Source organism: Castellaniella sp. WN (assembly GCF_054457555.1).
On the sequence record NZ_JBTKZC010000001.1, the window covers coordinates 2570407 to 2590170 of the forward strand.

Annotated in this window: 15 protein-coding genes and 4 tRNA genes; 2 read left to right on the forward strand and 17 right to left on the reverse strand. The window is 64.1% G+C overall.

Annotated features, from left to right (window positions below):
* Positions 1-44: 44 nt before the first annotated feature.
* From rpoC to rplJ, 4 genes are all read right to left on the reverse strand, one after another.
* Entirely contained in the window at positions 45-4307 is a 4263-nt protein-coding gene (rpoC, locus tag ACTPOE_RS12180; RefSeq protein ID WP_458872417.1) for a DNA-directed RNA polymerase subunit beta', read from the reverse strand.
* Complete coding sequence (rpoB, locus tag ACTPOE_RS12185) at positions 4307-8419, reverse strand: DNA-directed RNA polymerase subunit beta (protein ID WP_458872418.1); 4113 nt, start codon at positions 8417-8419, stop codon at positions 4307-4309. Before rpoB ends, rpoC begins: the two co-directional genes overlap by 1 nt.
* A 205-nt stretch (positions 8420-8624) precedes the next feature.
* Positions 8625-9005 carry a 50S ribosomal protein L7/L12 gene (gene rplL, locus ACTPOE_RS12190; protein WP_269356120.1) on the reverse strand — a complete coding sequence of 127 codons (381 nt, stop codon included), beginning with the start codon at positions 9003-9005 and terminating at the stop codon, positions 8625-8627.
* A 79-nt stretch (positions 9006-9084) separates the two neighbouring features.
* Positions 9085-9609 carry a 50S ribosomal protein L10 gene (gene rplJ / locus ACTPOE_RS12195; RefSeq protein WP_458872419.1) on the reverse strand — a complete coding sequence of 175 codons (525 nt, stop codon included), beginning with the start codon at positions 9607-9609 and terminating at the stop codon, positions 9085-9087.
* A 2-nt stretch (positions 9610-9611) separates the two neighbouring features.
* Between rplJ and ACTPOE_RS12200 the strand changes: the two genes are divergently transcribed.
* Positions 9612-9743: a hypothetical protein gene (locus ACTPOE_RS12200; protein ID WP_458872420.1), complete on the forward strand. Its 132-nt coding sequence runs from the start codon at positions 9612-9614 to the stop codon at positions 9741-9743.
* A gap of 91 nt (positions 9744-9834) precedes the next feature.
* Here the strand turns inward: ACTPOE_RS12200 and rplA are convergent, their stop codons facing one another.
* From rplA to ACTPOE_RS12245, 9 genes are all read right to left on the reverse strand, one after another.
* Positions 9835-10530 (reverse strand): 50S ribosomal protein L1, encoded by a 696-nt coding sequence (rplA, locus tag ACTPOE_RS12205; RefSeq protein WP_458872421.1) that lies wholly within the window; start codon positions 10528-10530, stop codon positions 9835-9837.
* A 2-nt stretch (positions 10531-10532) separates the two neighbouring features.
* On the reverse strand, positions 10533-10967 hold the full coding sequence (gene rplK / locus ACTPOE_RS12210) for a 50S ribosomal protein L11 (protein WP_458872422.1): 435 nt from the start codon (positions 10965-10967) through the stop codon (positions 10533-10535).
* 168 nt (positions 10968-11135) lie between these two features.
* Positions 11136-11669 (reverse strand): transcription termination/antitermination protein NusG, encoded by a 534-nt coding sequence (gene nusG / locus ACTPOE_RS12215; RefSeq protein WP_323030338.1) that lies wholly within the window; start codon positions 11667-11669, stop codon positions 11136-11138.
* A gap of 14 nt (positions 11670-11683) precedes the next feature.
* The gene (gene secE, locus ACTPOE_RS12220; protein ID WP_458872423.1) at positions 11684-12064 is read right to left on the reverse strand and encodes a preprotein translocase subunit SecE; all 381 of its coding nucleotides are present in this window, start codon (positions 12062-12064) and stop codon (positions 11684-11686) included.
* A 40-nt stretch (positions 12065-12104) separates the two neighbouring features.
* Positions 12105-12180 (reverse strand) — tRNA-Trp (locus ACTPOE_RS12225).
* Between the two features lie 84 nt (positions 12181-12264).
* On the reverse strand, positions 12265-13455 hold the full coding sequence (tuf, locus tag ACTPOE_RS12230; protein ID WP_458872412.1) for an elongation factor Tu: 1191 nt from the start codon (positions 13453-13455) through the stop codon (positions 12265-12267).
* Between the two features lie 36 nt (positions 13456-13491).
* Positions 13492-13566: transfer RNA gene (locus tag ACTPOE_RS12235), tRNA-Thr, on the reverse strand.
* Between the two features lie 35 nt (positions 13567-13601).
* Positions 13602-13675, reverse strand: a tRNA-Gly gene (locus tag ACTPOE_RS12240).
* Positions 13676-13726: 51 nt separating this feature from the next.
* A tRNA-Tyr gene (locus ACTPOE_RS12245) sits at positions 13727-13813 on the reverse strand.
* Positions 13814-13957: 144 nt separating this feature from the next.
* On the opposite strand from ACTPOE_RS12245, the gene ACTPOE_RS12250 reads away from it, so the two are divergent.
* Entirely contained in the window at positions 13958-15223 is a 1266-nt protein-coding gene (locus tag ACTPOE_RS12250) for a transposase family protein (RefSeq protein WP_458870343.1), read from the forward strand.
* 30 nt (positions 15224-15253) lie between these two features.
* On the opposite strand, the gene ACTPOE_RS12255 is transcribed toward ACTPOE_RS12250, so the two are convergent.
* From ACTPOE_RS12255 to mnmG, 4 genes are read right to left on the reverse strand one after another with little or no spacing between them, the layout of a single operon-like run.
* Positions 15254-16207, reverse strand: a complete 954-nt coding sequence (locus tag ACTPOE_RS12255; RefSeq protein ID WP_458872424.1) for a ParB/RepB/Spo0J family partition protein — start codon at positions 16205-16207, stop codon at positions 15254-15256.
* Between the two features lie 38 nt (positions 16208-16245).
* Positions 16246-17055: a ParA family protein gene (locus tag ACTPOE_RS12260; RefSeq protein ID WP_458872425.1), complete on the reverse strand. Its 810-nt coding sequence runs from the start codon at positions 17053-17055 to the stop codon at positions 16246-16248.
* Complete coding sequence (gene rsmG / locus ACTPOE_RS12265; protein ID WP_458872426.1) at positions 17052-17747, reverse strand: 16S rRNA (guanine(527)-N(7))-methyltransferase RsmG; 696 nt, start codon at positions 17745-17747, stop codon at positions 17052-17054. The genes ACTPOE_RS12260 and rsmG overlap by 4 nt, the downstream gene beginning before the upstream one ends.
* Positions 17744-19660 (reverse strand): tRNA uridine-5-carboxymethylaminomethyl(34) synthesis enzyme MnmG, encoded by a 1917-nt coding sequence (gene mnmG, locus ACTPOE_RS12270; protein ID WP_458872427.1) that lies wholly within the window; start codon positions 19658-19660, stop codon positions 17744-17746. The genes rsmG and mnmG overlap by 4 nt, the downstream gene beginning before the upstream one ends.
* Positions 19661-19764: the final 104 nt, after the last annotated feature.

Here is a 19764-nt window from a genome sequence, read left to right on the forward strand (position 1 = left end):
CCCTGATGACGCGTCGCGGGCGGCCGGAAGGCCGCCCGTCGCGATCAATCCCGCGCCGGTGCCGCGCCGTCGGCCGCCGTGTCGACGTCCGGATGGACGTCCTCGGAACCCACATGGGCCATCTCCGACGGTTCCCCGAACGGATTGGCCAGCTCGCGGGCCGCGGCGCGCTCGGCCGCCTCGAAGACTTCCCTGTCGTGGCGGGCGATGTGGTAGGACATGCCCGTGCCGGCCGGAATCAGACGGCCCACGATGACGTTTTCCTTCAGGCCGCGCAGCTCGTCGCGCTTGCCCATGATGGCGGCCTCGGTCAGCACGCGGGTGGTTTCCTGGAAGGACGCCGCCGAGATGAACGAATCCGTCGACAGGGAGGCCTTGGTGATGCCCAGCAGCACGTTGTCGTACGTGGCCGGGATCTTGCCTTCGGCATCCATGCGGTCGTTCTCGTTCAGCAGTTCGGAGCGCTCGACCTGCTCGCCGGTGATGAAGCTGGTGTCGCCGGAGTTGCTGATGTTCACGCGGCGCAGCATCTGGCGCACGATCACTTCGATGTGCTTGTCGTTGATCTTCACGCCCTGCAGACGGTAGACGTCCTGGACCTCGTTGACGATGTAGGAGGCCAGCGGCTCGATGCCCTGCAGGCGCAGGATATCGTGCGGATCGGCCGGACCGTCGACGATCAGCTCGCCCTTGTTGACCACCTGGCCGTCGTGCACCAGCACCTGCTTTTCCTTGGAAATCAGGAACTCGTGGCTGACGCCGTCCATGTCGGTGATGACCAGGCGCTGCTTGCCCTTGGTGTCCTTGCCGAAGGAGACCGTGCCGGTGACTTCGGCCAGCATGCCGGCGTCCTTGGGCGAACGGGCCTCGAACAGCTCGGCCACGCGCGGCAGACCGCCGGTGATGTCGCGGGTCTTCTGGGATTCCTGCGGAATCCGGGCGAGGAAGTCGCCCACGCCCACGGCCTGGCCGTCGCGCACGGTGATCAGCGCGCCCACGGGCAGCGAGATCGCCACCGCGTGATCGGTGCCGGCCACCTTGATTTCCTGGCCCTGCTCGTCGAGCAGCAGGATCTGCGGGCGGGCGGCGGCGCCCTTGGTGCCGCGCGTCTTGGGCGTGATGACGACCAGCGTGGACAGACCGGTGATCTCGTCCACCTGGCGGGCCACCGTGACGCCTTCCTCGATGTTGGCGAAGCGGATCGTGCCGGTGTATTCGGACACGATGGGACGCGTCAGCGGATCCCAGGTGGCCAGCTTGGCGCCGGCCTTGACGACATCGCCGTCGCCCACGGCGATGGTGGCGCCATAGGGAACCTTATGACGTTCGCGCTCGCGGCGGTTGTCGTCATAGATGACGATCTCGCCGGAACGGGACACAGCGATACGGTCGCCCTTGGCGTTGGTCAGATAGCGCAGGCCGATGGCGAAGCCCACCGTGCCGGCGGACTTGGTCTCGACCGAGCTCGCCATGGCCGAACGCGAGGCGGCGCCGCCGATGTGGAAGGTCCGCATCGTCAGCTGCGTGCCGGGTTCGCCGATGGACTGGGCCGCGATGACGCCGACGGCCTCGCCCTTGCTGACCAGCGAGCCGCGGCCCAGGTCGCGGCCATAGCAATGCGCGCACAGGCCGTGACGGGTCTCGCAGGTGAGCGGAGTGCGGATCTTGACCTCGTCCACGCCCACTTCGTCGAGCAGTTCGACCAGATTCTCGTCCAGCAGGGTGCCGGCCGGGATCAGGGTTTCCTGGGTGTCGGGATTGACGACATCCACGGCCGCCACGCGGCCCAGCACGCGGTCGCGCAGCGGTTCGATGACCTCGCCGCCCTCGACCAGGGCCTTCATCACATAGCCGTGGGTGGTGCCGCAATCGTCTTCGGTGATCACCAGATCCTGGGTCACGTCCACCAGGCGGCGGGTCAGGTAACCCGAGTTGGCGGTCTTCAGGGCGGTGTCGGCCAGGCCCTTGCGCGCGCCGTGGGTCGAGATGAAGTACTGCAGCACGTTCAGGCCTTCACGGAAGTTCGCCGTGATGGGGGTTTCGATGATGGAGCCGTCGGGCTTGGCCATCAGCCCGCGCATCCCCGCCAACTGGCGGATCTGGGCGGCGGAACCCCGGGCTCCGGAGTCGGCCATCATGTAGATGGAGTTGAACGATTCCTGGCGGGCGTCCTTGCCGTGGCGGTCGATGACCGGCTCGGTGGAAAGCTGCTCCATCATGGCCTTGCCGACGCGGTCACCGGCCTTGCCCCAGATATCCACTACGTTGTTGTAGCGTTCCTGGGCCGTGACCAGACCGGAGGAATATTGCTTGTCGATTTCCTTGACCTCCTTCGAGGCCTGGGCAAGGATTTCGTTCTTGACGTCGGGCACGATCATGTCGCCCATGGCGATCGACACGCCGCCGCGCGTGGCCAGGCGGAAGCCCGACTGCATCAGCTTGTCGGCGAAGATCACCGTGGCGCGCAGGCCGCAGCGGCGGTACGACATGTTGATCAGGCGCGAGATCTCCTTCTTCTTCAGCGCCTTGTTCAGCACGGCGAAGGGCAGGCCCATGGGCAGAATCTCGGACAGCAGGGCGCGGCCCACGGTGGTCTGGAAGCGGCCGACCACGGCCTTCCATTCGTCGTTCTCGTCCTTGACATATTCCGGCAGACGGGTGGTGATGCGTGTCTGCAGTTCGACTTCGTGGTTGTCGTAGGCGCGCTGAACCTCGGCCAGATCGGCCAGGAACATGCCTTCGCCCTTGCCGTTGACGCGTTCGCGAGTGGCATAGTACAGGCCCAGCACGATGTCCTGGGACGGCACGATGGCGGGTTCGCCGTTGGCCGGGAACAGGACATTGTTGGAGGCCAGCATCAGGGTGCGGGCTTCCAGCTGGGCTTCCAGCGACAGGGGCACGTGCACGGCCATCTGGTCGCCGTCGAAGTCGGCGTTGAAGGCCGCGCAGACCAGCGGGTGCAGCTGGATGGCCTTGCCTTCGATCAGTTGCGGCTCGAAGGCCTGGATGCCCAGGCGGTGCAGCGTGGGCGCGCGGTTGAGCATCACCGGGTGTTCGCGGATGACATCTTCGAGGATGTCCCAGACCACCGGCTCCTGACTCTCGACCAGTTTCTTGGCCGCCTTGATGGTGGTCGCCAGGCCCATCATTTCCAGGCGGTTGAAGATGAAGGGCTTGAACAGTTCCAGCGCCATCAGCTTGGGCAGGCCGCACTGGTGCAGGCGCAGCTGCGGACCCACCACGATCACGGAACGGCCGGAATAGTCGACGCGCTTGCCCAGCAGGTTCTGGCGGAAGCGGCCGCTCTTGCCCTTGATCATGTCGGCCAGGGACTTGAGCTGGCGCTTGTTGGCGCCGGTCATGGCCTTGCCGCGACGGCCGTTGTCCAGCAACGAGTCGACGGCTTCCTGCAGCATGCGCTTTTCGTTGCGCAGGATGATGTCGGGCGCCTTCAGTTCCAGCAGACGCTTGAGGCGGTTATTGCGGTTGATGACGCGGCGGTACAGGTCGTTCAGGTCGGACGTGGCGAAACGTCCGCCATCCAGCGGCACCAGAGGACGCAGGTCCGGCGGCAGCACCGGCAGCACTTCCATGATCATCCAGTCGGGCTTGATGCCGGACTTCTGGAAGCCTTCCAGAACCTTCAGGCGCTTGGAGATCTTCTTGATCTTGGCGTCGGAGCCGGTGGCCTTCAGTTCCGCGCGCAGTTTTTCGACCTCGGAATCGATATCGATGTTGCGCAGCAGTTCGCGCACGGCCTCCGCGCCCATCAGGGCATGGAAGTCATCGCCGTATTCCTCGGTCTTGGCCAGGTAATCGTCGTCGGACATGATCTGGCCGCGCTTGAGCGGCGTCATGCCCGGCTCGATCACGCACCAGGCTTCGAAGTAGAGCACGCGCTCGATGTCGCGCAGCGTCATGTCCAGCACCATGCCCAGACGCGAGGGCAGGGACTTCAGGAACCAGATGTGCGCCACCGGGCTGGCCAGCTCGATGTGGCCCATGCGCTCGCGGCGCACCTTGGCCACGGTGACTTCGACGCCGCACTTCTCGCAGATCACGCCGCGGTGCTTCAGGCGCTTGTACTTGCCGCACAGGCACTCGTAGTCCTTGATCGGCCCGAAGATCTTGGCGCAGAACAGGCCGTCGCGCTCGGGCTTGAAGGTGCGGTAGTTGATGGTCTCGGGCTTGCGGACTTCGCCGAAGGACCACGAACGGATCTTTTCCGGCGATGCGATGCCGATCTTGATGGCGTCGAATTGCTCGTCCTGGGAGACTTGCTTGAAGAGATCGAGTAGCGCTTTCATTATTTACGCTCCAGATCCATGTCCAGGGACAGGGATCGAATTTCCTTGACCAGCACGTTGAACGATTCGGGCATGCCCGCGTCGATCACGTGATCGCCCTTGACGATGTTCTCGTAGACCTTGGTCCGGCCTGTGATGTCGTCGGACTTCACCGTCAGCATTTCCTGCAGGGTGTAGGACGCGCCGTAGGCTTCCAGCGCCCAGACTTCCATTTCCCCGAAACGCTGGCCGCCGAACTGGGCCTTTCCGCCCAGCGGCTGTTGGGTCACCAGCGAGTACGGGCCGGTGGAGCGCGCGTGCATCTTGTCGTCCACCAGGTGATGCAGCTTCAGGAAGTGCATGTAGCCCACGGTCACGGGACGCTCGAACTGCTCGCCGGTGCGGCCGTCGGTCAGCCAGGCCTGGGTGCGGCCGCTGGTGAGCTTCAGGCGCTCGGCGACATCGTCCGGATAGGCGATTTCCAGCATGCGGGTGATGTCTTCCTCGGTCGCGCCGTCGAACACCGGCGTGGCCAGGGGCACCCCGCGGCGCAGGTTGTCGGCCAGCGACAGGACCTCGTCGTCGGTCAGCTGTTCGAGCTTCACCGAGCCGCCGCAGGCGTTGTAGATGGTTTCCAGCGTCTTGCGCACGGCCTTGACCTGGATGCCGCGTTCCTTGTCGAGCATGTCGGCGACACGCTGACCCAGGCCCTTGGCGGCCCAGCCCAGATGGACTTCCAGCACCTGGCCGATGTTCATCCGCGAAGGCACGCCCAGCGGGTTGAGCACGATGTCCACGGGAGTACCGTCGGCCATGTGCGGCATGTCCTCGACCGGGGTGATCCGCGAGACCACGCCCTTGTTGCCGTGGCGGCCGGCCATCTTGTCGCCGGGCTGCAGGCGGCGCTTGACGGCCAGGTAGACCTTGATCATCTTCAGCACGCCCGGAGGCAGCTCGTCGCCCTGCGTGAGCTTCTTGCGCTTTTCCTCGAAGGCCAGGTCGAACTGGTGGCGCTTCTGTTCCAGAGCATCCTTGACCTGTTCCAGGGCGACGGCGGCTTCCTCGTCGGCCAGGCGGATGTCGAACCACTGCCAGCGGTCCAGATCGTCCAGGTACTCGGCCGACAGCGCGGTGTTCTTGGCCAGCTTGCGCGGGCCGCCGTTGACGGTCTTGCCGATCAGGGTCTTGCGCAGACGGTCGAAGGCGTCGTTCTCGACGATGCGCAACTGGTCGTTCAGGTCCTGGCGGTAGCGGCGCAGTTCATCGTCGATGATGGACTGGGCGCGCTTGTCGCGTTCGATGCCCTCGCGGGTGAAGACCTGCACGTCGATGACGGTGCCGACCATGCCGGAAGGCACGCGCAGCGAAGTGTCCTTCACGTCGGAGGCCTTCTCGCCGAAGATCGCGCGCAGCAGTTTTTCCTCCGGCGTGAGCTGGGTCTCGCCCTTGGGCGTGACCTTGCCGACCAGCACATCGTCGGCGCGCACTTCCGCGCCGATGTGCACGATCCCGGAGTCGTCCAGACGGTTGAGCTGGATCTCGGCCAGATTGGAGATGTCGCGCGTGATTTCCTCGGGTCCGAGCTTGGTGTCGCGGGCGACCACGGTCAGCTCTTCGATGTGGATCGAAGTGTAGCGGTCGTCGGCGACGACGCGCTCGGAGATCAGCACCGAGTCCTCGAAGTTGTAGCCGTTCCAGGGCATGAACGCGATCAGCATGTTCTGCCCCAGGGCCAGCTCGCCCAGGTCGCTGGAAGCGCCGTCGGCCAGCACGTCGCCGCGCGCCACCAGATCGCCGCGCGACACGATGGGCCGCTGGTTGATGTTGGTGTTCTGGTTGGAGCGGGTGTACTTCTTCAGGTTGTAGATGTCCACGCCGACTTCGCCGGCGACATTCTCGTCGTCGTTCACGCGGATCACGACGCGCTCGGCGTCGATGAAGTCCACGACCCCGCCGCGCACGGCCTGCACGGTCGTGCCCGAGTCCACCGCCACGGTGCGCTCGATGCCGGTGCCGACCAGCGGCTTTTCAGGCCGCAGGCAGGGCACGGCCTGGCGCTGCATGTTGGCGCCCATCAGGGCCCGGTTGGCGTCGTCGTGTTCCAGGAACGGAATCAGCGAGGCGGCGACCGACACGATCTGGGACGGCGCGACGTCCATATAGTGTACGTTGGCCGGAGCGGTCAGCATGGTCTCGCCGGCCTCGCGGCAGGCGACCAGGTCGTCGACGAAACGGCCTTCCTCGTCCAGCACGGCGTTGGCCTGGGCGATGACGTACTTGCTCTCCTCGATGGCCGACAGGTATTCGATCTGATCGGAAACCTTGCCGTCGATGATCTTGCGATAGGGCGTTTCAAGGAAACCGTACTCGTTCAGGCGCGCGTACAGAGCCAGCGAGTTGATCAGGCCGATGTTCGGGCCTTCGGGCGTCTCGATCGGGCAGACGCGGCCGTAGTGGGTCGGGTGCACGTCGCGGACCTCGAAGCCCGCACGCTCGCGCGTCAGGCCGCCCGGTCCCAGGGCCGACACGCGCCGCTTGTGCGTGATTTCCGACAGCGGGTTGGTCTGGTCCATGAACTGGGACAGTTGGCTGGAACCGAAGAACTCCTTGATCGCGGCCGAGATCGGCTTGGAATTGATCAGGTCGTGCGGCATCAGGTTTTCGGTCTCGGCCTGGCCCAGACGTTCCTTGACGGCGCGCTCGACGCGCACCAGCCCGGCGCGGAACTGGTTCTCGGCCAGTTCGCCCACGCAACGCACGCGGCGGTTGCCCAGGTGGTCGATATCGTCGATCTGGCCGCGGCCGTTGCGCAATTCCACCAGCAGCTTGATGGTGTCGAGGATGTCCTCGTCGGTCAGGGTCAGCGGGCCGGTGTTGCCGGCGTCGCGGCCCAGGCGGCTGTTGACCTTCATCCGGCCGACGCGCGACAGGTCGTAGGTTTCCTCGGAGTAGAACAGGCGCTGGAACAGGGCCTCGACGGCTTCCTCGGTGGGCGGCTCGCCGGGACGCATCATGCGGTAGATGGCCACGCGCGCGGCCATCTGGTCGGCGGTGTCGTCGGTGCGCAGGGTCTGGGAGATATAGGCGCCTTCGTTCAGCTCGTTGATGTAGAGCGTCTCGATGTCGCGGATGCCCGCCGCGCGGAATTCGGCCAGCAGGGATTCGGTGACTTCGTCGTTGGCCTGCGCCAGGACTTCGCCGGTATCCGGGTTGACGACGTTCTTGGCCAGGACGCGGCCCAGCAGGAAGTCCTCGGGCACCGAGATGTGGTCCACCTTGGCGGCGGTCAGGTCGCGCAGGTGCTTGGCATTGATGCGCTTGTCCTTCTCGACGATGACGTTGCCCTTCTTGTCGGCGATGTCGAAGCGCGCGATCTCGCCCTTCCAGCGCTCGGACACGAACTCGAGCATGCCGCCTTCCTGGTGGAGGGCGATGTGATCGAAGCTGGAGAAATAAGCCAGGATGGCTTCCGGCGTCATGCCGATGGCCTTCAGCAGGATCGTCACCGGCATCTTGCGACGGCGGTCGATGCGGAAGAACAGGATGTCCTTGGGATCGAACTCGAAGTCCAGCCACGAGCCGCGGTAGGGAATCACGCGCGCGGAGAACAGCAGCTTGCCCGAGCTGTGGGTCTTGCCGCGGTCATGCTCGAAGAACACGCCGGGCGAACGGTGCAACTGGGACACGATGACCCGCTCGGTGCCGTTGATGACGAAGGAGCCGGTGTCCGTCATGAGCGGGATCTCGCCCATGTAGACTTCCTGCTCCTTGACTTCCTTGACCGTGGGCTTGCTGACTTCGCGGTCCATCAGCACCAGGCGCACCTTGGCGCGCAGCGGCGACGCGTAGGTCAGGCCGCGCTGCTGGCATTCCTTGACGTCGAACACGGGGGTGCCCAGCACGTAGCTGACGAATTCCAGCCGCGCCATCTGATTGTGGCTGACGATCGGAAATATCGAATTGAAGGCCGCCTGCAGTCCTTCCTCCTTGCGCTTGGACGGGGGGACGTCCGACTGCAGGAAGGTCTTGAACGATTGCAGCTGCGTCGCCAGCAGGTAGGGGACGTCCTGGACGTCCTCGCGCTTGGCGAAGCTTTTGCGTATGCGCTTCTTTTCGGTGTACGAATAAGGCATGAGCACTCCGACTCGAGGGTTGCTTAGGCCGTCAACCACGGCCATGGTTTACGACTCCGGAAAACCCGGCTCGGCGTGATGCGGCGGGGCATCGAACGCGGGTTTTCTGGAAACGCAAAAGCCCGGGAGGCTTTGGAAAGCGCCGGACGGGCCCGAAACGGGTCTCCGACGCTTCCCCGGGCTTCCCGGGCGCGGCGATGAGGTCTTACTTGAGTTCGACCTTGGCGCCGGCTTCTTCCAGCTTCTTCTTCGCGTCTTCGGCGGTCGCCTTGTCCGCGCCTTCCTTGACGGGCTTCGGAGCGCCGTCGACCAGGTCCTTGGCTTCCTTCAGGCCCAGGCCGGTGATTTCGCGCACGGCCTTGATGACGTTGACCTTGTTGGCGCCGACTTCGGCCAGGACGACCGTGAACTCGGTCTGCTCTTCAGCGGCGGCGGCAGCGCCACCGGCGGCCGGGGCGGCAGCCACGGCGACAGCGGCCGCGGCGGCGGACACGCCGAACTTCTCTTCCATTTCCTTGATCAGCTCGGACAGTTCGAGCACGCTCATGGCGGCGATCGCGTCCAGGATTTCAGCTTTAGTTGCCATTTTTTAAGAACTCCAGATGATTTTGAATAAGCCAGGTTTGGTTGTCGCTTCCAGCAACGAAGGGATACCGGCGGACCGCTTACGCGGCCTGCTTCTGGTCGCGCACGGCCGCCAGGCCGCGCACGAACTTCGTGGGCACTTCGTTGAGCGTACGCACAAACTGAGCGATGGGCGCCTGCATGGTGCCCAGCAGCTTCGACAGCAGTTCCTCGCGGGACGGCATGGTGGCCAAGGCCTTCACGCCATCCTGGTTCAGCAGGCTGTTGGGCAGGGCCCCGCCTGTGATGACCAGCTTGTCATTGCTTTTCGCGAAATCGGCCAGTACCTTGGCGGCCGCCACCGGGTCGGCGCTGATCCCGTAGATCAGCGGACCGGTGAGCTGGGCGGACAGCCCCTCGAAGGGGGTGCCGGCCAGCGCGCGGCGCACCAGCGTGTTCTTCAACACGCGCAGGTACACGCCCGATTCACGCGCAGTCTTGCGCAATACGGTTACGGAGGCGACGTCCAGACCACGGTACTCGGCGACGATGATCGATTGGGCGCGACCGACTTCGGCCGAGACTTCCTCGATGACGACCGCCTTTTCTTGGCGATTGAGACTCATGGTTGAACACTCCATCTAACGACGCCGGGGAAACCCCCCGGCATCAACCGAATGCGGCGCGCCTGGTCGAGTTCATGAATGAATTCTTCCTGGGCGCCGTCTACGCTGGATCCGGCGATACGGCCCGGGATTAAGCGTCACGCCAGGGGCGATCGGCTCCAGCGGTCTTTGACAGCGGCGCCCGATCCGAGGAACGGGCGCAGCCCAAAGTTCTGTGGACCGGCCTCAAGCGGCCAGCGATGCAACCTCGACGCGCGCGCCGCCACCCATGGTGGAGGACACGGCGACCTTGCGCAGATAGATACCCTTGGCCGCCGTGGGGCGGGCCTTGTTCAGGGCATCGATCAGCGCGGCCAGATTGGTCTGCAGCTTTTCGACGTCAAAAGACGCGCGGCCGATGGTGGCGTGGATGATCCCCGCCTTGTCGGTGCGGTACTGCACCTGGCCGGCCTTGGCGTTCTTGACGGCGGTGGCGACGTCGGGCGTGACGGTGCCGACCTTGGGGTTCGGCATCAGGCCGCGGGGGCCCAGGACCTGACCCAGGGCGCCGACGACACGCATCGTGTCGGGCGAGGCGATGACCACGTCGAAGTCGATGTTGCCGGCCTTGATGCTGGCGGCCAGATCGTCCAGGCCGACGATGTCGGCGCCGGCGGCCTTGGCGGCCTCGGCCTTTTCGCCCTGGGCGAAGACGGCGACGCGCACGGTCTTGCCGGTACCGGCGGGCAGCACCACGGAGCCGCGAACCAGCTGGTCGGACTTCTTGGGGTCGATGCCCAGTTGCACGGCGACGTCGATGGACTCGTCGAACTTGGCCGTGGCGGTTTCCTTGACCAGCGCGATGGCTTCGGCCACCGGATACAGCTTGGTGCGATCGATCTTGGCCGCGATGGCGGCGGCGCGTTTGCTCAGCTTAGCCATGATCAGACGACTCCTTCCACGTCGATGCCCATGCTGCGGGCGCTGCCGGCGATGGTCCGCACAGCGGCGTCCAGGTCGGCCGCCGTCAGGTCGGGCTGCTTGGTCTTGGCGATTTCCTCGGCCTGGGCGCGCGTCAGCGTGCCGACCTTGGCCGAGTTGGGCGTCGCGGAGCCCTTCTGGACGTTCGCGGCCTTCTTGATCAGGATCGTGGCCGGCGGAGTCTTCATGATGAACGTGAAGCTCTTGTCGGCGAAGGCGGTGATCACCACGGGAATCGGCAGACCGGGCTCCATGCCCTGGGTCTTGGCGTTGAACGCCTTGCAGAATTCCATGATGTTCAGACCGCGCTGACCCAGCGCCGGACCGATCGGGGGAGAGGGATTGGCCTTACCAGCTGGCACTTGCAGCTTGATGAAGCCGACGATTTTCTTCGCCATGCGATGCTCCTGTCGGGTGATTGCGCCGATTCCTGACGGAACCGGCTCCCCGGGTTAATGAAAGCCCCCACACTGCGCCTTCGGCTTGCTGCCCCCCGAGGGGGCGCGTTTTGCCTTGGGACGGCCCGGCGGCAAAACAGCTGCCACGCGGTGCCTGGAGGTGAAAAATCAGACCTTTTCGACCTGACTGAAATCGAGCTCGACCGGAGTGGCGCGACCGAAGATCGTGACCGACACGCGGACCTTGCTTTTCTCGTAGTTGACTTCCTCGACGCTGCCGTTGAAGTCCGCGAACGGGCCTTCCTTGACGCGGACGGTCTCGCCGATCTCGAAGAGAACCTTGGGGCGCGGCTTTTCCACGCCTTCTTCCATCTGGGAGAGGATCTTTTCCACTTCCTTTTCGGAAATGGGGGCGGGACGGTTGCCGGAGCCGCCGAGGAAGCCCGTGACACGGTTGGTGCTCTTCACCAAGTGCCAGGTTTCGTCGGTGAGGTCCATTTCGACCAGGACATAGCCCGGAAAAATGCGGCGCTCGGAAATCGACTTGCGGCCGTCCTTGATTTCGACGACTTCCTCGGAAGGCACGAGAATGCGGCCGAAAGCGTCCTGGAGCCCGGCGCGCTCGATGCGTTCGGCCAGGGCCTTGTGGACGCTTTTTTCCATGCCCGAGTAGACATGGACGACGTACCAGCGCTTGCTCATGCGGTTTTCGTTCCTTAGTTCCAGCCCAGCAGCAGGCCGTAGATGATCCAGCCCAGCAGCTTGTCGGCGATCCACAGCAGAGCGCCCATGGCCAGCACGAAGGCGAACACGATCGCGGTCATGCGCGTGGTTTCCTGGCGCGAGGGCCAGACGACGCGGCGCGTCTCGTTGTAGGATTCGCGGCCGAAGGCGAGAGTGCGCCGACCGGTGTCGCTGAACCAGACGATGACCGTGGCCAGGACCAGGCCCGCGATGAAGGCGCCCACGCGCACGTAGCCGGGCTGGTTCACGAGGACCGAATACGCCACGATACCCGCAACGATCACGAGCACGGCCAGGCCGAGCTTGATGCGTTCGGCGGCACGGCTGACGGTTTCTACGTTCTGGTGAGACATATACGGGTGTTCGACGCCGCCGCTGCGGCAATGAGATCGGTGGCAGGGGCAGAAGGAATCGAACCCTCAACCTTCGGTTTTGGAGACCGACGCTCTGCCAATTGAGCTATACCCCTAAACCTCGAAAAACGGTGGCGCTGCCGCACCCCCGTTTTTTGAAACGCATTGGTGGGCGACCAGCCCACCATTGTACTACATAATTACTTGATGATTTTGGCGACGACGCCGGCGCCCACGGTACGGCCACCCTCGCGGATGGCAAAGCGCAGGCCCTCTTCCATGGCGATCGGCGCAATCAGGTTCACCGTCATCGACACGTTGTCGCCCGGCAGCACCATCTCCTTGTCGGCCGGCAGCTCGATCGTCCCGGTCACGTCCGTCGTGCGGAAGTAAAACTGCGGACGGTACCCCTTGAAAAACGGCGTGTGGCGTCCACCCTCTTCCTTCGACAGAATGTACACCTCAGCCGTGAAGTTCGTGTGCGGGTGAATCGAGCCGGGCTTGGCCAGCACCTGGCCGCGCTCGACTTCCTCGCGCTTGGTGCCGCGCAGCAAAATCCCCACGTTATCGCCCGCCTGGCCCTGGTCCAGCAGCTTGCGGAACATCTCCACGCCCGTGCACGTCGTCTTGGCCGTGTCGTGGATCCCCACAATCTCGATTTCCTCGCCGACCTTCACGATCCCGCGCTCGATACGGCCGGTCACCACCGTGCCACGCCCCGAGATCGAGAACACGTCTTCCACAGGCATCAGGAACGTGCCGTCAACCGCGCGCTCCGGCGTCGGAATGTAGCTGTCCAGCGCCGCGGCCAGCTGCATGATCGCCTGCGCGCCCAGCGGACCCTCGTCGCCTTCCAGCGCCAGCTTGGCCGAACCCTTCACGATCGGCGTGTCATCGCCCGGGAAGTCGTACTTGGACAGCAGCTCGCGCACTTCCATCTCGACCAGTTCCAGCAGCTCCTCGTCATCGACCATGTCGCACTTGTTCAGAAACACGATGATGTAGGGCACGCCCACCTGGCGCGCCAGCAAAATGTGCTCGCGCGTCTGCGGCATCGGACCGTCGGCGGCCGACACCACCAGAATCGCGCCGTCCATCTGCGCCGCGCCCGTGATCATGTTCTTCACATAGTCCGCGTGACCCGGGCAGTCCACGTGCGCGTAGTGACGGTTCGCCGTCTCGTATTCCACGTGCGAGGTGTTGATCGTGATCCCGCGAGCCTTCTCTTCCGGCGCGTTGTCGATCTGGTCGTAGCCCTTGGCCTCGCCACCGCCCGCCTTGGCCAGCACCGTCGTGATCGCCGCCGTCAGCGTCGTCTTGCCGTGGTCAACGTGGCCGATCGTACCCACGTTCACGTGCGGTTTGGTCCGTTCAAACTTGCCTTTTGCCATGGCTGACTCCTGACTATGGAATGATCCAAGATGTTGTGGTGCCCATGATGCGGATCGAACGCATGACCTCTCCCTTACCAAGGGAGTGCTCTACCACTGAGCCACATGGGCGGTATTCATTTCGACATCAGTCGAACCGGACCCGCTGGAGCGGGTGAAGGGAATCGAACCCTCGTCGTAAGCTTGGAAGGCTTCTGCTCTACCATTGAGCTACACCCGCGATTCGGAATCCCTGCGACAGCCCTGCAATCAAGCGCGGGAGTCGTTCGCATGGTGGTGGGGGTTGGATTCGAACCAACGTAGGCGCAAGGCCAACAGATTTACAGTCTGCCCCCTTTAACCACTCGGGCACCCCACCGAAGCGAATCCCGAATTATGAAGACATCGGAATGGAATGTCAAGCGACAGCCCTGTCCAATATCAGATGAGTCTGAAGGGGGCCTGGTGATTCCAACATCAGATGAGTCTGGAGCTTTGGCCGCGGGTCGTCGATCATCGGGAGATGATCTTGACCTTACACGACGAACGGCTCACCAGCCTGGAGAGCCTGGAACAATTCCTGGCCGGCACCGCTGGCCTGGAGCCACAGGTCGCCGCTGGCACCCAAGCGCAGCGCCAGGTGCACGTCCTGTCGGTGCTGCAGCGCTTTCGATACCCCTCGCTCACTCGCGTCCAGAAGGGACTGGTCATCCGCTACCTGCTCGCGACCAGTGGCTACTCACGCCAGCACCTGAGCCGATTGATCGCCCGATTCCGCGATCACACCCCGCTTGGGCAGCGCCACGCGCCCGCGCACGGCTTTACGCGCCGCTACACCGAGGGGGACATCACCGCGCTGGCCAGGCTCGATGCCCTGCACGAGAACCTGAGCGGGGCGGCCACTCGCCACCTGTGCCAACGCGCCTGGCTGGTCTACGGCGACGCGCGCTATGAGCGCCTGGCCACGATCTCCGTCTCCCACCTGTACAACCTACGCCACCAGGCGCGCTACCGGCAGACGCGCGGCCACTGGGAGCCGACCCGACCCAGCCGAGCCGTCTCCATCGCGATCAGGAAGGCCCCCGAGCCCGCAGGCCGCGCAGGCTTCATTCGCATCGACAGCGTGCACCAGGGCGACTACGACGGCATCAAGGGCGTGTACTACATCGACGCCGTGGATTGCATCACCCAGTGGCAGGTCGTCGCCTGTTGCGAACGCATCTCCGAGGCGTTCCTGCTGCCCGTGCTCGAACAGATGCTCGCCTGCTTCCCGTTTCGCATCCGCGGGGTTCATGCCGATAACGGCGGCGAATACATCAACCACCGCGTGGCCGCCCTGCTCGACAAGCTGAACGCCGAGTTCACCAAGTCCAGGCCCCGCCACACCAACGACAATGCCCTGGTCGAGGCCAAGAACGGCGTGGTCATCCGGCGCACCTTCGGCTACGCCCACATCCCGCAAAAGCACGCCCGGCCCATCAACGCGTTCTGTGAGCAGCACCTCGTGCCCTACCTGAACATGCACCGCCCTTGCCTGTTCCCCGAACAGACGATCGATGCCAAAGGCAAGATCCGCACCACCTACCCTCAAGCGCTCGTGCGAACCCCGCTGGAGAAGCTGCACAGTCTGCCGGCGCCTGCCCGTGGGCTCAAGCCCGGTATCACCCTACAGAGCCTGCTCATCCAGGCGCGGGCCATGAGTGATAATGAAGCCGCCGAACAGCTGCAAAAGGCACGCTCGGCGCTGTTTGCAACCATCCATCGACGATCCGCCGCCAAGGCCGCCTGAACAGCCTGTTCTCTGCAAGTTCAGACTCATCTACGGTTTGGAAAAGACTGCGACCGCGTCCCGATCCGTCAGCACACCGCCCAGTCCCTGACGCTCCAGCAGCGCATCCAAATGCCCCCAATCGGAAAATTCGATCACCAGTTGCCCGCCCTTGCGGGCGCCCGTGCGGATCCTCACCTGGGTCGCCAGATGGTCGGACAGGGCCTTTTCCAGCCGGTCCAGGTCGCCGGAGCGGGCGGCGGACGCACCCCGGGCCGCACGGCCGGCCGGCGTGGTGAGGGGTTCGTCGGCTTCTCGCAGCGCACGCGCGACGCGCTTTTCGGTCTCGCGCACGGACAGCCGCCGGGCGACGACTTCGTTGGCCAGGAGGATCTGCTGCGCGGCGTCGGTGGCCAGCAAGGCGCGGGCATGGCCCATGTCGATATCGCCGGCCAGCAGCATGGTCTGCACGGGCTCGGCCAGGTTCAGCAGGCGCAGCAGATTGGTGGTGGCCGAGCGTGAACGGCCGATGGCGGTGGCGGCCTGCTCATGGGTCAGGCTGAATTCGTCCAGCAGGCGACGCACACCGTGGGCTTCTTCGAGCGGATTGAGGTCTTCCCGCTGGATGTTCTCGATCAGGGCCATGGCGGCGGCATTTTCATCCGCCACCCGGCGCACCAGGACGGGAACCATGTCCAGGCCGGCGATCCGCGCGGCACGGAAACGGCGCTCGCCGGCGATGATTTCGTACTGGCCGGGCTCGTCTTCCAGGGGGCGCACCAGGATGGGCTGCATGATGCCCTGAGCACGGATGGATTCGGCCAGGTCATTGAGCGCGCCCTCGTCCATGCGGGTGCGTGGCTGGTAGCGGCCCGCGCGCAGAGCGCCGACCGGCAGTTGGCTGGGGGAGTCGTCCTTCTGGCGACCCACTGCGTCCAGCGCGCCATTGTCGGCGCCCAGCAGGGCATCCAGACCGCGTCCGAGTCCTTTCTTGCGTGTGGCCATTGTGTGTGTTTCCTATGGATGGTGCCGGGCGGGGTCGCTCATGCCGCGCGCGGACGAATCTGGCCGCCGACACGGCGGATGAGTTCCTCGCCAAAGGCGAGGTAGGCCCTGGCGCCCCGGGACGACTTGTCGTAGATCACGCCGGGCTGGCCGTGGCTGGGCGCCTCGGCCAGGCGCACGTTGCGCGGCACGACCGTCTTGAAGACCTTGTTCCCGAAATGCGATTCCAGCTGGGCGGAGACCTGCTGCTGCAGTGTCATCCGCGTATCGAACATGACACGCAGCAGACCGATCAGCTCCAGATCGGGATTCAGGTTGCGGTAGATCCGCTTGATGGTGTTGACCAGATCGGACAGGCCTTCGAGCGCGAAATACTCGCACTGCATGGGAATGATCACGCCATGGGCGCCCGCCAGTCCGTTCAGCGTCAACAGGGAGAGCGTCGGCGGGCAATCGATCAGGATGAAGTCATAATCCCGGGTGACCTTGGACAGGGCCTGCTTCAGCTGCATTTCACGGTCGTCCATCTGCACCAGATCGATTTCGGCGCCGGACAGTTCCCGGTTCGAGGGCAGCACGTCATATCCGCCGGTCTCGGAACGGATGCGGGCCTGGGCAACGTCGGCCTCGCCGATCAGAACCTGGTACAGGTTGACAGTTGCGGCGTTCTTGTCGATTCCGCTGCCCATGGTGGCGTTGCCCTGCGGATCCAGATCGACCAGCAGCACGCGCTGACCGTGCATGGCCAGCGATGCGGCCAGGTTGATAGCCGTGGTGGTCTTGCCTACGCCGCCCTTCTGGTTGGCGATGCAGAACACGCGGGCGGATTTCGGACGATCGGCAGTCATGGGGTTCCTTCGGGACCGGTCAGGGTCTGTTCATATTCGAGTTCCAGCAGACAGCGGCGCGCGTCCATTTCGGGCACGCGCAGCTCGACGGTACGCGTCACGGACCAGCCCGTGCCGGCTTCCAGGGCGACCCGCTCGGCCACGGGATCCTGGCCCTTCATGGCCAGCATCGTGCCGCCGGGGGCGCGGTGGTGGGCGGCAACGCGCACGAAGTCCGACAGCGAGGCGAACGCGCGCGAAATCACCAGATCCGCCTGCAGACTGTCCATGGATTCGATGCGGCCGTGTTCCGCGCGCACGTTTTTCAGTCCCAGGACGCCGGCCGCCTGGCGGATGAACGCGGTCTTCTTGCCCACGGCATCCACGCAGACGACAGACCAATCGGGCTGGCAGATGGCCAGAATGATACCCGGTATACCGGCGCCCGAACCCATGTCCGCGACACGCAAGGCACAACGCGGCCAGCGGGCCCGCAACTCGGGCACGATGGCCAGGCTGTCGAACACGTGCTGCACCAGCATCTTTCCGGGATCGCGCACGGCCGTCAGATTGTAGGCCTTGTTCCAATGCTGCAGCTGTCCCAGATAGCCCAGCAGCGCGGGGACGCGCGCATGATCCGCCCGCATGTCCAGGGCATCCAGCGCCGATTCCAGGCGTTCCTGGAACTGGTGAAAGGGTGTGCCGCCGGTCATGCCGCCCGGCGCCCGCGTGCGTGCCGCTTCAGATGGACCAGCAGCAGCGACACAGCGGCCGGCGTGATACCGGAAATCCGCGCCGCCTGGCCTATGGTGGCGGGACGCGAGATTTCCAGGCGCTGACGCACCTCGGTGGACAGGCCGACGACGCCGGCATAGTCGAAGTCGTCCGGCACCGCCTGATCCGCCTGGGCCTTCTGGCGCTCGATCTCGTCGCGCTGACGATCCACGTAGCCGGCGTACTTGGCCTGGATGCCAACCTGTTCGGCCTGCACGAAGTCTTCCAGCCCGGGACCGGCCAGCAACGCACCCTGTTCGTCTCGCAGGGCCATCAATGTGTCGTATTCGACGTCGGGGCGCCGCAGCAGATCCAGCAGACTGGGATGGCGATCCATCCGCTGCAGGGCCAGATGTTCGCGGGCATGGGCATCCAGCACCGCCGGATTGACGCGGGTCTCGCCAAGCCGCTGGATTTCGGCCGCCACGGCGTCGCGCTTGCGGCAGAAGACATCCCAGCGCACGTCGTCCACCAGACCCAGCATCCGCCCCATTTCCGTCAGGCGCAGGTCGGCGTTGTCCTCGCGCAGGCTGAGACGATATTCCGCCCGCGACGTAAACATTCTGTACGGTTCTGTAACTCCTTTTGTTACAAGATCATCCACCAGCACCCCTAGATAGGCCTGGCTGCGATCCAGCGTCCAAGGCTCGCGCCCCATCGTCTGCAAGGCGGCATTGGCACCCGCCAACAGTCCCTGGGAGGCGGCTTCCTCGTACCCTGTGGTGCCGTTGATCTGCCCCGCAAAGAACAGCCCCCGGATCGCGCGGGTTTCCAGCCAGGCATGCAAATGCCGGGGATCGAAGTAGTCATATTCGATTGCATAGCCGGGGCGCATGATGCGCGCGTTCTCCAAACCAGGCAGGCTGCGCACCAGCGCGAACTGGATATCGAACGGCAGACTGGTGGAGATTCCGTTGGGATAGATCTCGCAGGAGGACGCTCCTTCAGGTTCCAGAAACACCTGATGACTGGCCTTGTCAGCAAAACGATGAATCTTGTCCTCGATCGAGGGACAATACCTCGGACCAATCCCTTCGATCGTCCCCCTCTCACTGTACATCGGCGAACGGTCCAGACCGGAGCGCACAATCTCGTGCGATCTTTCATTGGTGTGTGTGATCCAGCAGGGTACCTGTTCGGGATGCATGTCGGCCCGTCCCAGGAAGGAAAATACCGGCACCGGATCTGTGTCTCCAGGTTGAACCTCGGTTTTTGAAAAATCGATGGTCTTCGCATCGATACGCGGTGGTGTGCCTGTTTTCAGACGGCCTTGAGGCAGTTTCAGTTCCTTGAGCCGTTCTCCCAAACTGGTTGCAGGCGGGTCACCGGCTCGGCCTGCTGCATGATGCGACAGTCCGACGTGCATTAGACCGTTCAGGAACGTGCCTGCCGTCAGGATCACCGCGCGCGCCCGGAATACAAGTCCGATCTGGGTGCGCGCACCCACCACACAGTCACCTTCCAAAATCAGATCATCCACCGCTTGTTGAAAGATCATCAGATTTTTCTGACCCTGCAAAATCATTCGAATGGCGCGACGATACAGCGATCGGTCTGCCTGGGCACGCGTCGCGCGCACCGCCGGCCCCTTGGAACGATTCAGAATCCTGAACTGAATGCCTGCTTGATCCGCAGCCCAGGCCATGGCGCCACCCAAGGCATCGATTTCCTTGACCAGATGCCCCTTGCCAATTCCACCAATGGAAGGATTGCAGGACATCTGTCCCAGGGTATCCATGTTGTGGGTCAACAGAAGCGTAGACGCACCCATACGAGCTGCAGCCAATGCGGCTTCAGCCCCGGCGTGACCACCACCAATCACGAGGACATCAAATTCTTCAGAGTAATTCATAGGGAAAGACGAGGAAATTCCCGAAATTATACTTCGTAGACCTCAAGTGAAAATGTTCCACGTGAAACAGGGTTTGTATGTTTCACGTGAAACATAAGCGGAAC

What these genes read in the sequence shown, in the direction of transcription:
- nusG (WP_323030338.1), bottom strand. Translation starts at nt 11,669, where the DNA reads ATGAGCAAGCGCTGGTACGTCGTCCATGTCTACTCGGGCATGGAAAAA.
- rplJ (WP_458872419.1), bottom strand. Translation starts at nt 9,609, where the DNA reads ATGAGTCTCAATCGCCAAGAAAAGGCGGTCGTCATCGAGGAAGTCTCG.
- rsmG (WP_458872426.1), bottom strand. Translation starts at nt 17,747, where the DNA reads ATGACCGGCGGCACACCCTTTCACCAGTTCCAGGAACGCCTGGAATCG.
- rplA (WP_458872421.1), bottom strand. Translation starts at nt 10,530, where the DNA reads ATGGCTAAGCTGAGCAAACGCGCCGCCGCCATCGCGGCCAAGATCGAT.
- tuf (WP_458872412.1), bottom strand. Translation starts at nt 13,455, where the DNA reads ATGGCAAAAGGCAAGTTTGAACGGACCAAACCGCACGTGAACGTGGGT.
- ACTPOE_RS12260 (WP_458872425.1), bottom strand. Translation starts at nt 17,055, where the DNA reads ATGACTGCCGATCGTCCGAAATCCGCCCGCGTGTTCTGCATCGCCAAC.
- ACTPOE_RS12250 (WP_458870343.1), top strand. Translation starts at nt 13,958, where the DNA reads ATGATCTTGACCTTACACGACGAACGGCTCACCAGCCTGGAGAGCCTG.
- rpoB (WP_458872418.1), bottom strand. Translation starts at nt 8,419, where the DNA reads ATGCCTTATTCGTACACCGAAAAGAAGCGCATACGCAAAAGCTTCGCC.
- ACTPOE_RS12255 (WP_458872424.1), bottom strand. Translation starts at nt 16,207, where the DNA reads ATGGCCACACGCAAGAAAGGACTCGGACGCGGTCTGGATGCCCTGCTG.
- secE (WP_458872423.1), bottom strand. Translation starts at nt 12,064, where the DNA reads ATGTCTCACCAGAACGTAGAAACCGTCAGCCGTGCCGCCGAACGCATC.
- rpoC (WP_458872417.1), bottom strand. Translation starts at nt 4,307, where the DNA reads ATGAAAGCGCTACTCGATCTCTTCAAGCAAGTCTCCCAGGACGAGCAA.
- mnmG (WP_458872427.1), bottom strand. Translation starts at nt 19,660, where the DNA reads ATGAATTACTCTGAAGAATTTGATGTCCTCGTGATTGGTGGTGGTCAC.
- rplK (WP_458872422.1), bottom strand. Translation starts at nt 10,967, where the DNA reads ATGGCGAAGAAAATCGTCGGCTTCATCAAGCTGCAAGTGCCAGCTGGT.
- rplL (WP_269356120.1), bottom strand. Translation starts at nt 9,005, where the DNA reads ATGGCAACTAAAGCTGAAATCCTGGACGCGATCGCCGCCATGAGCGTG.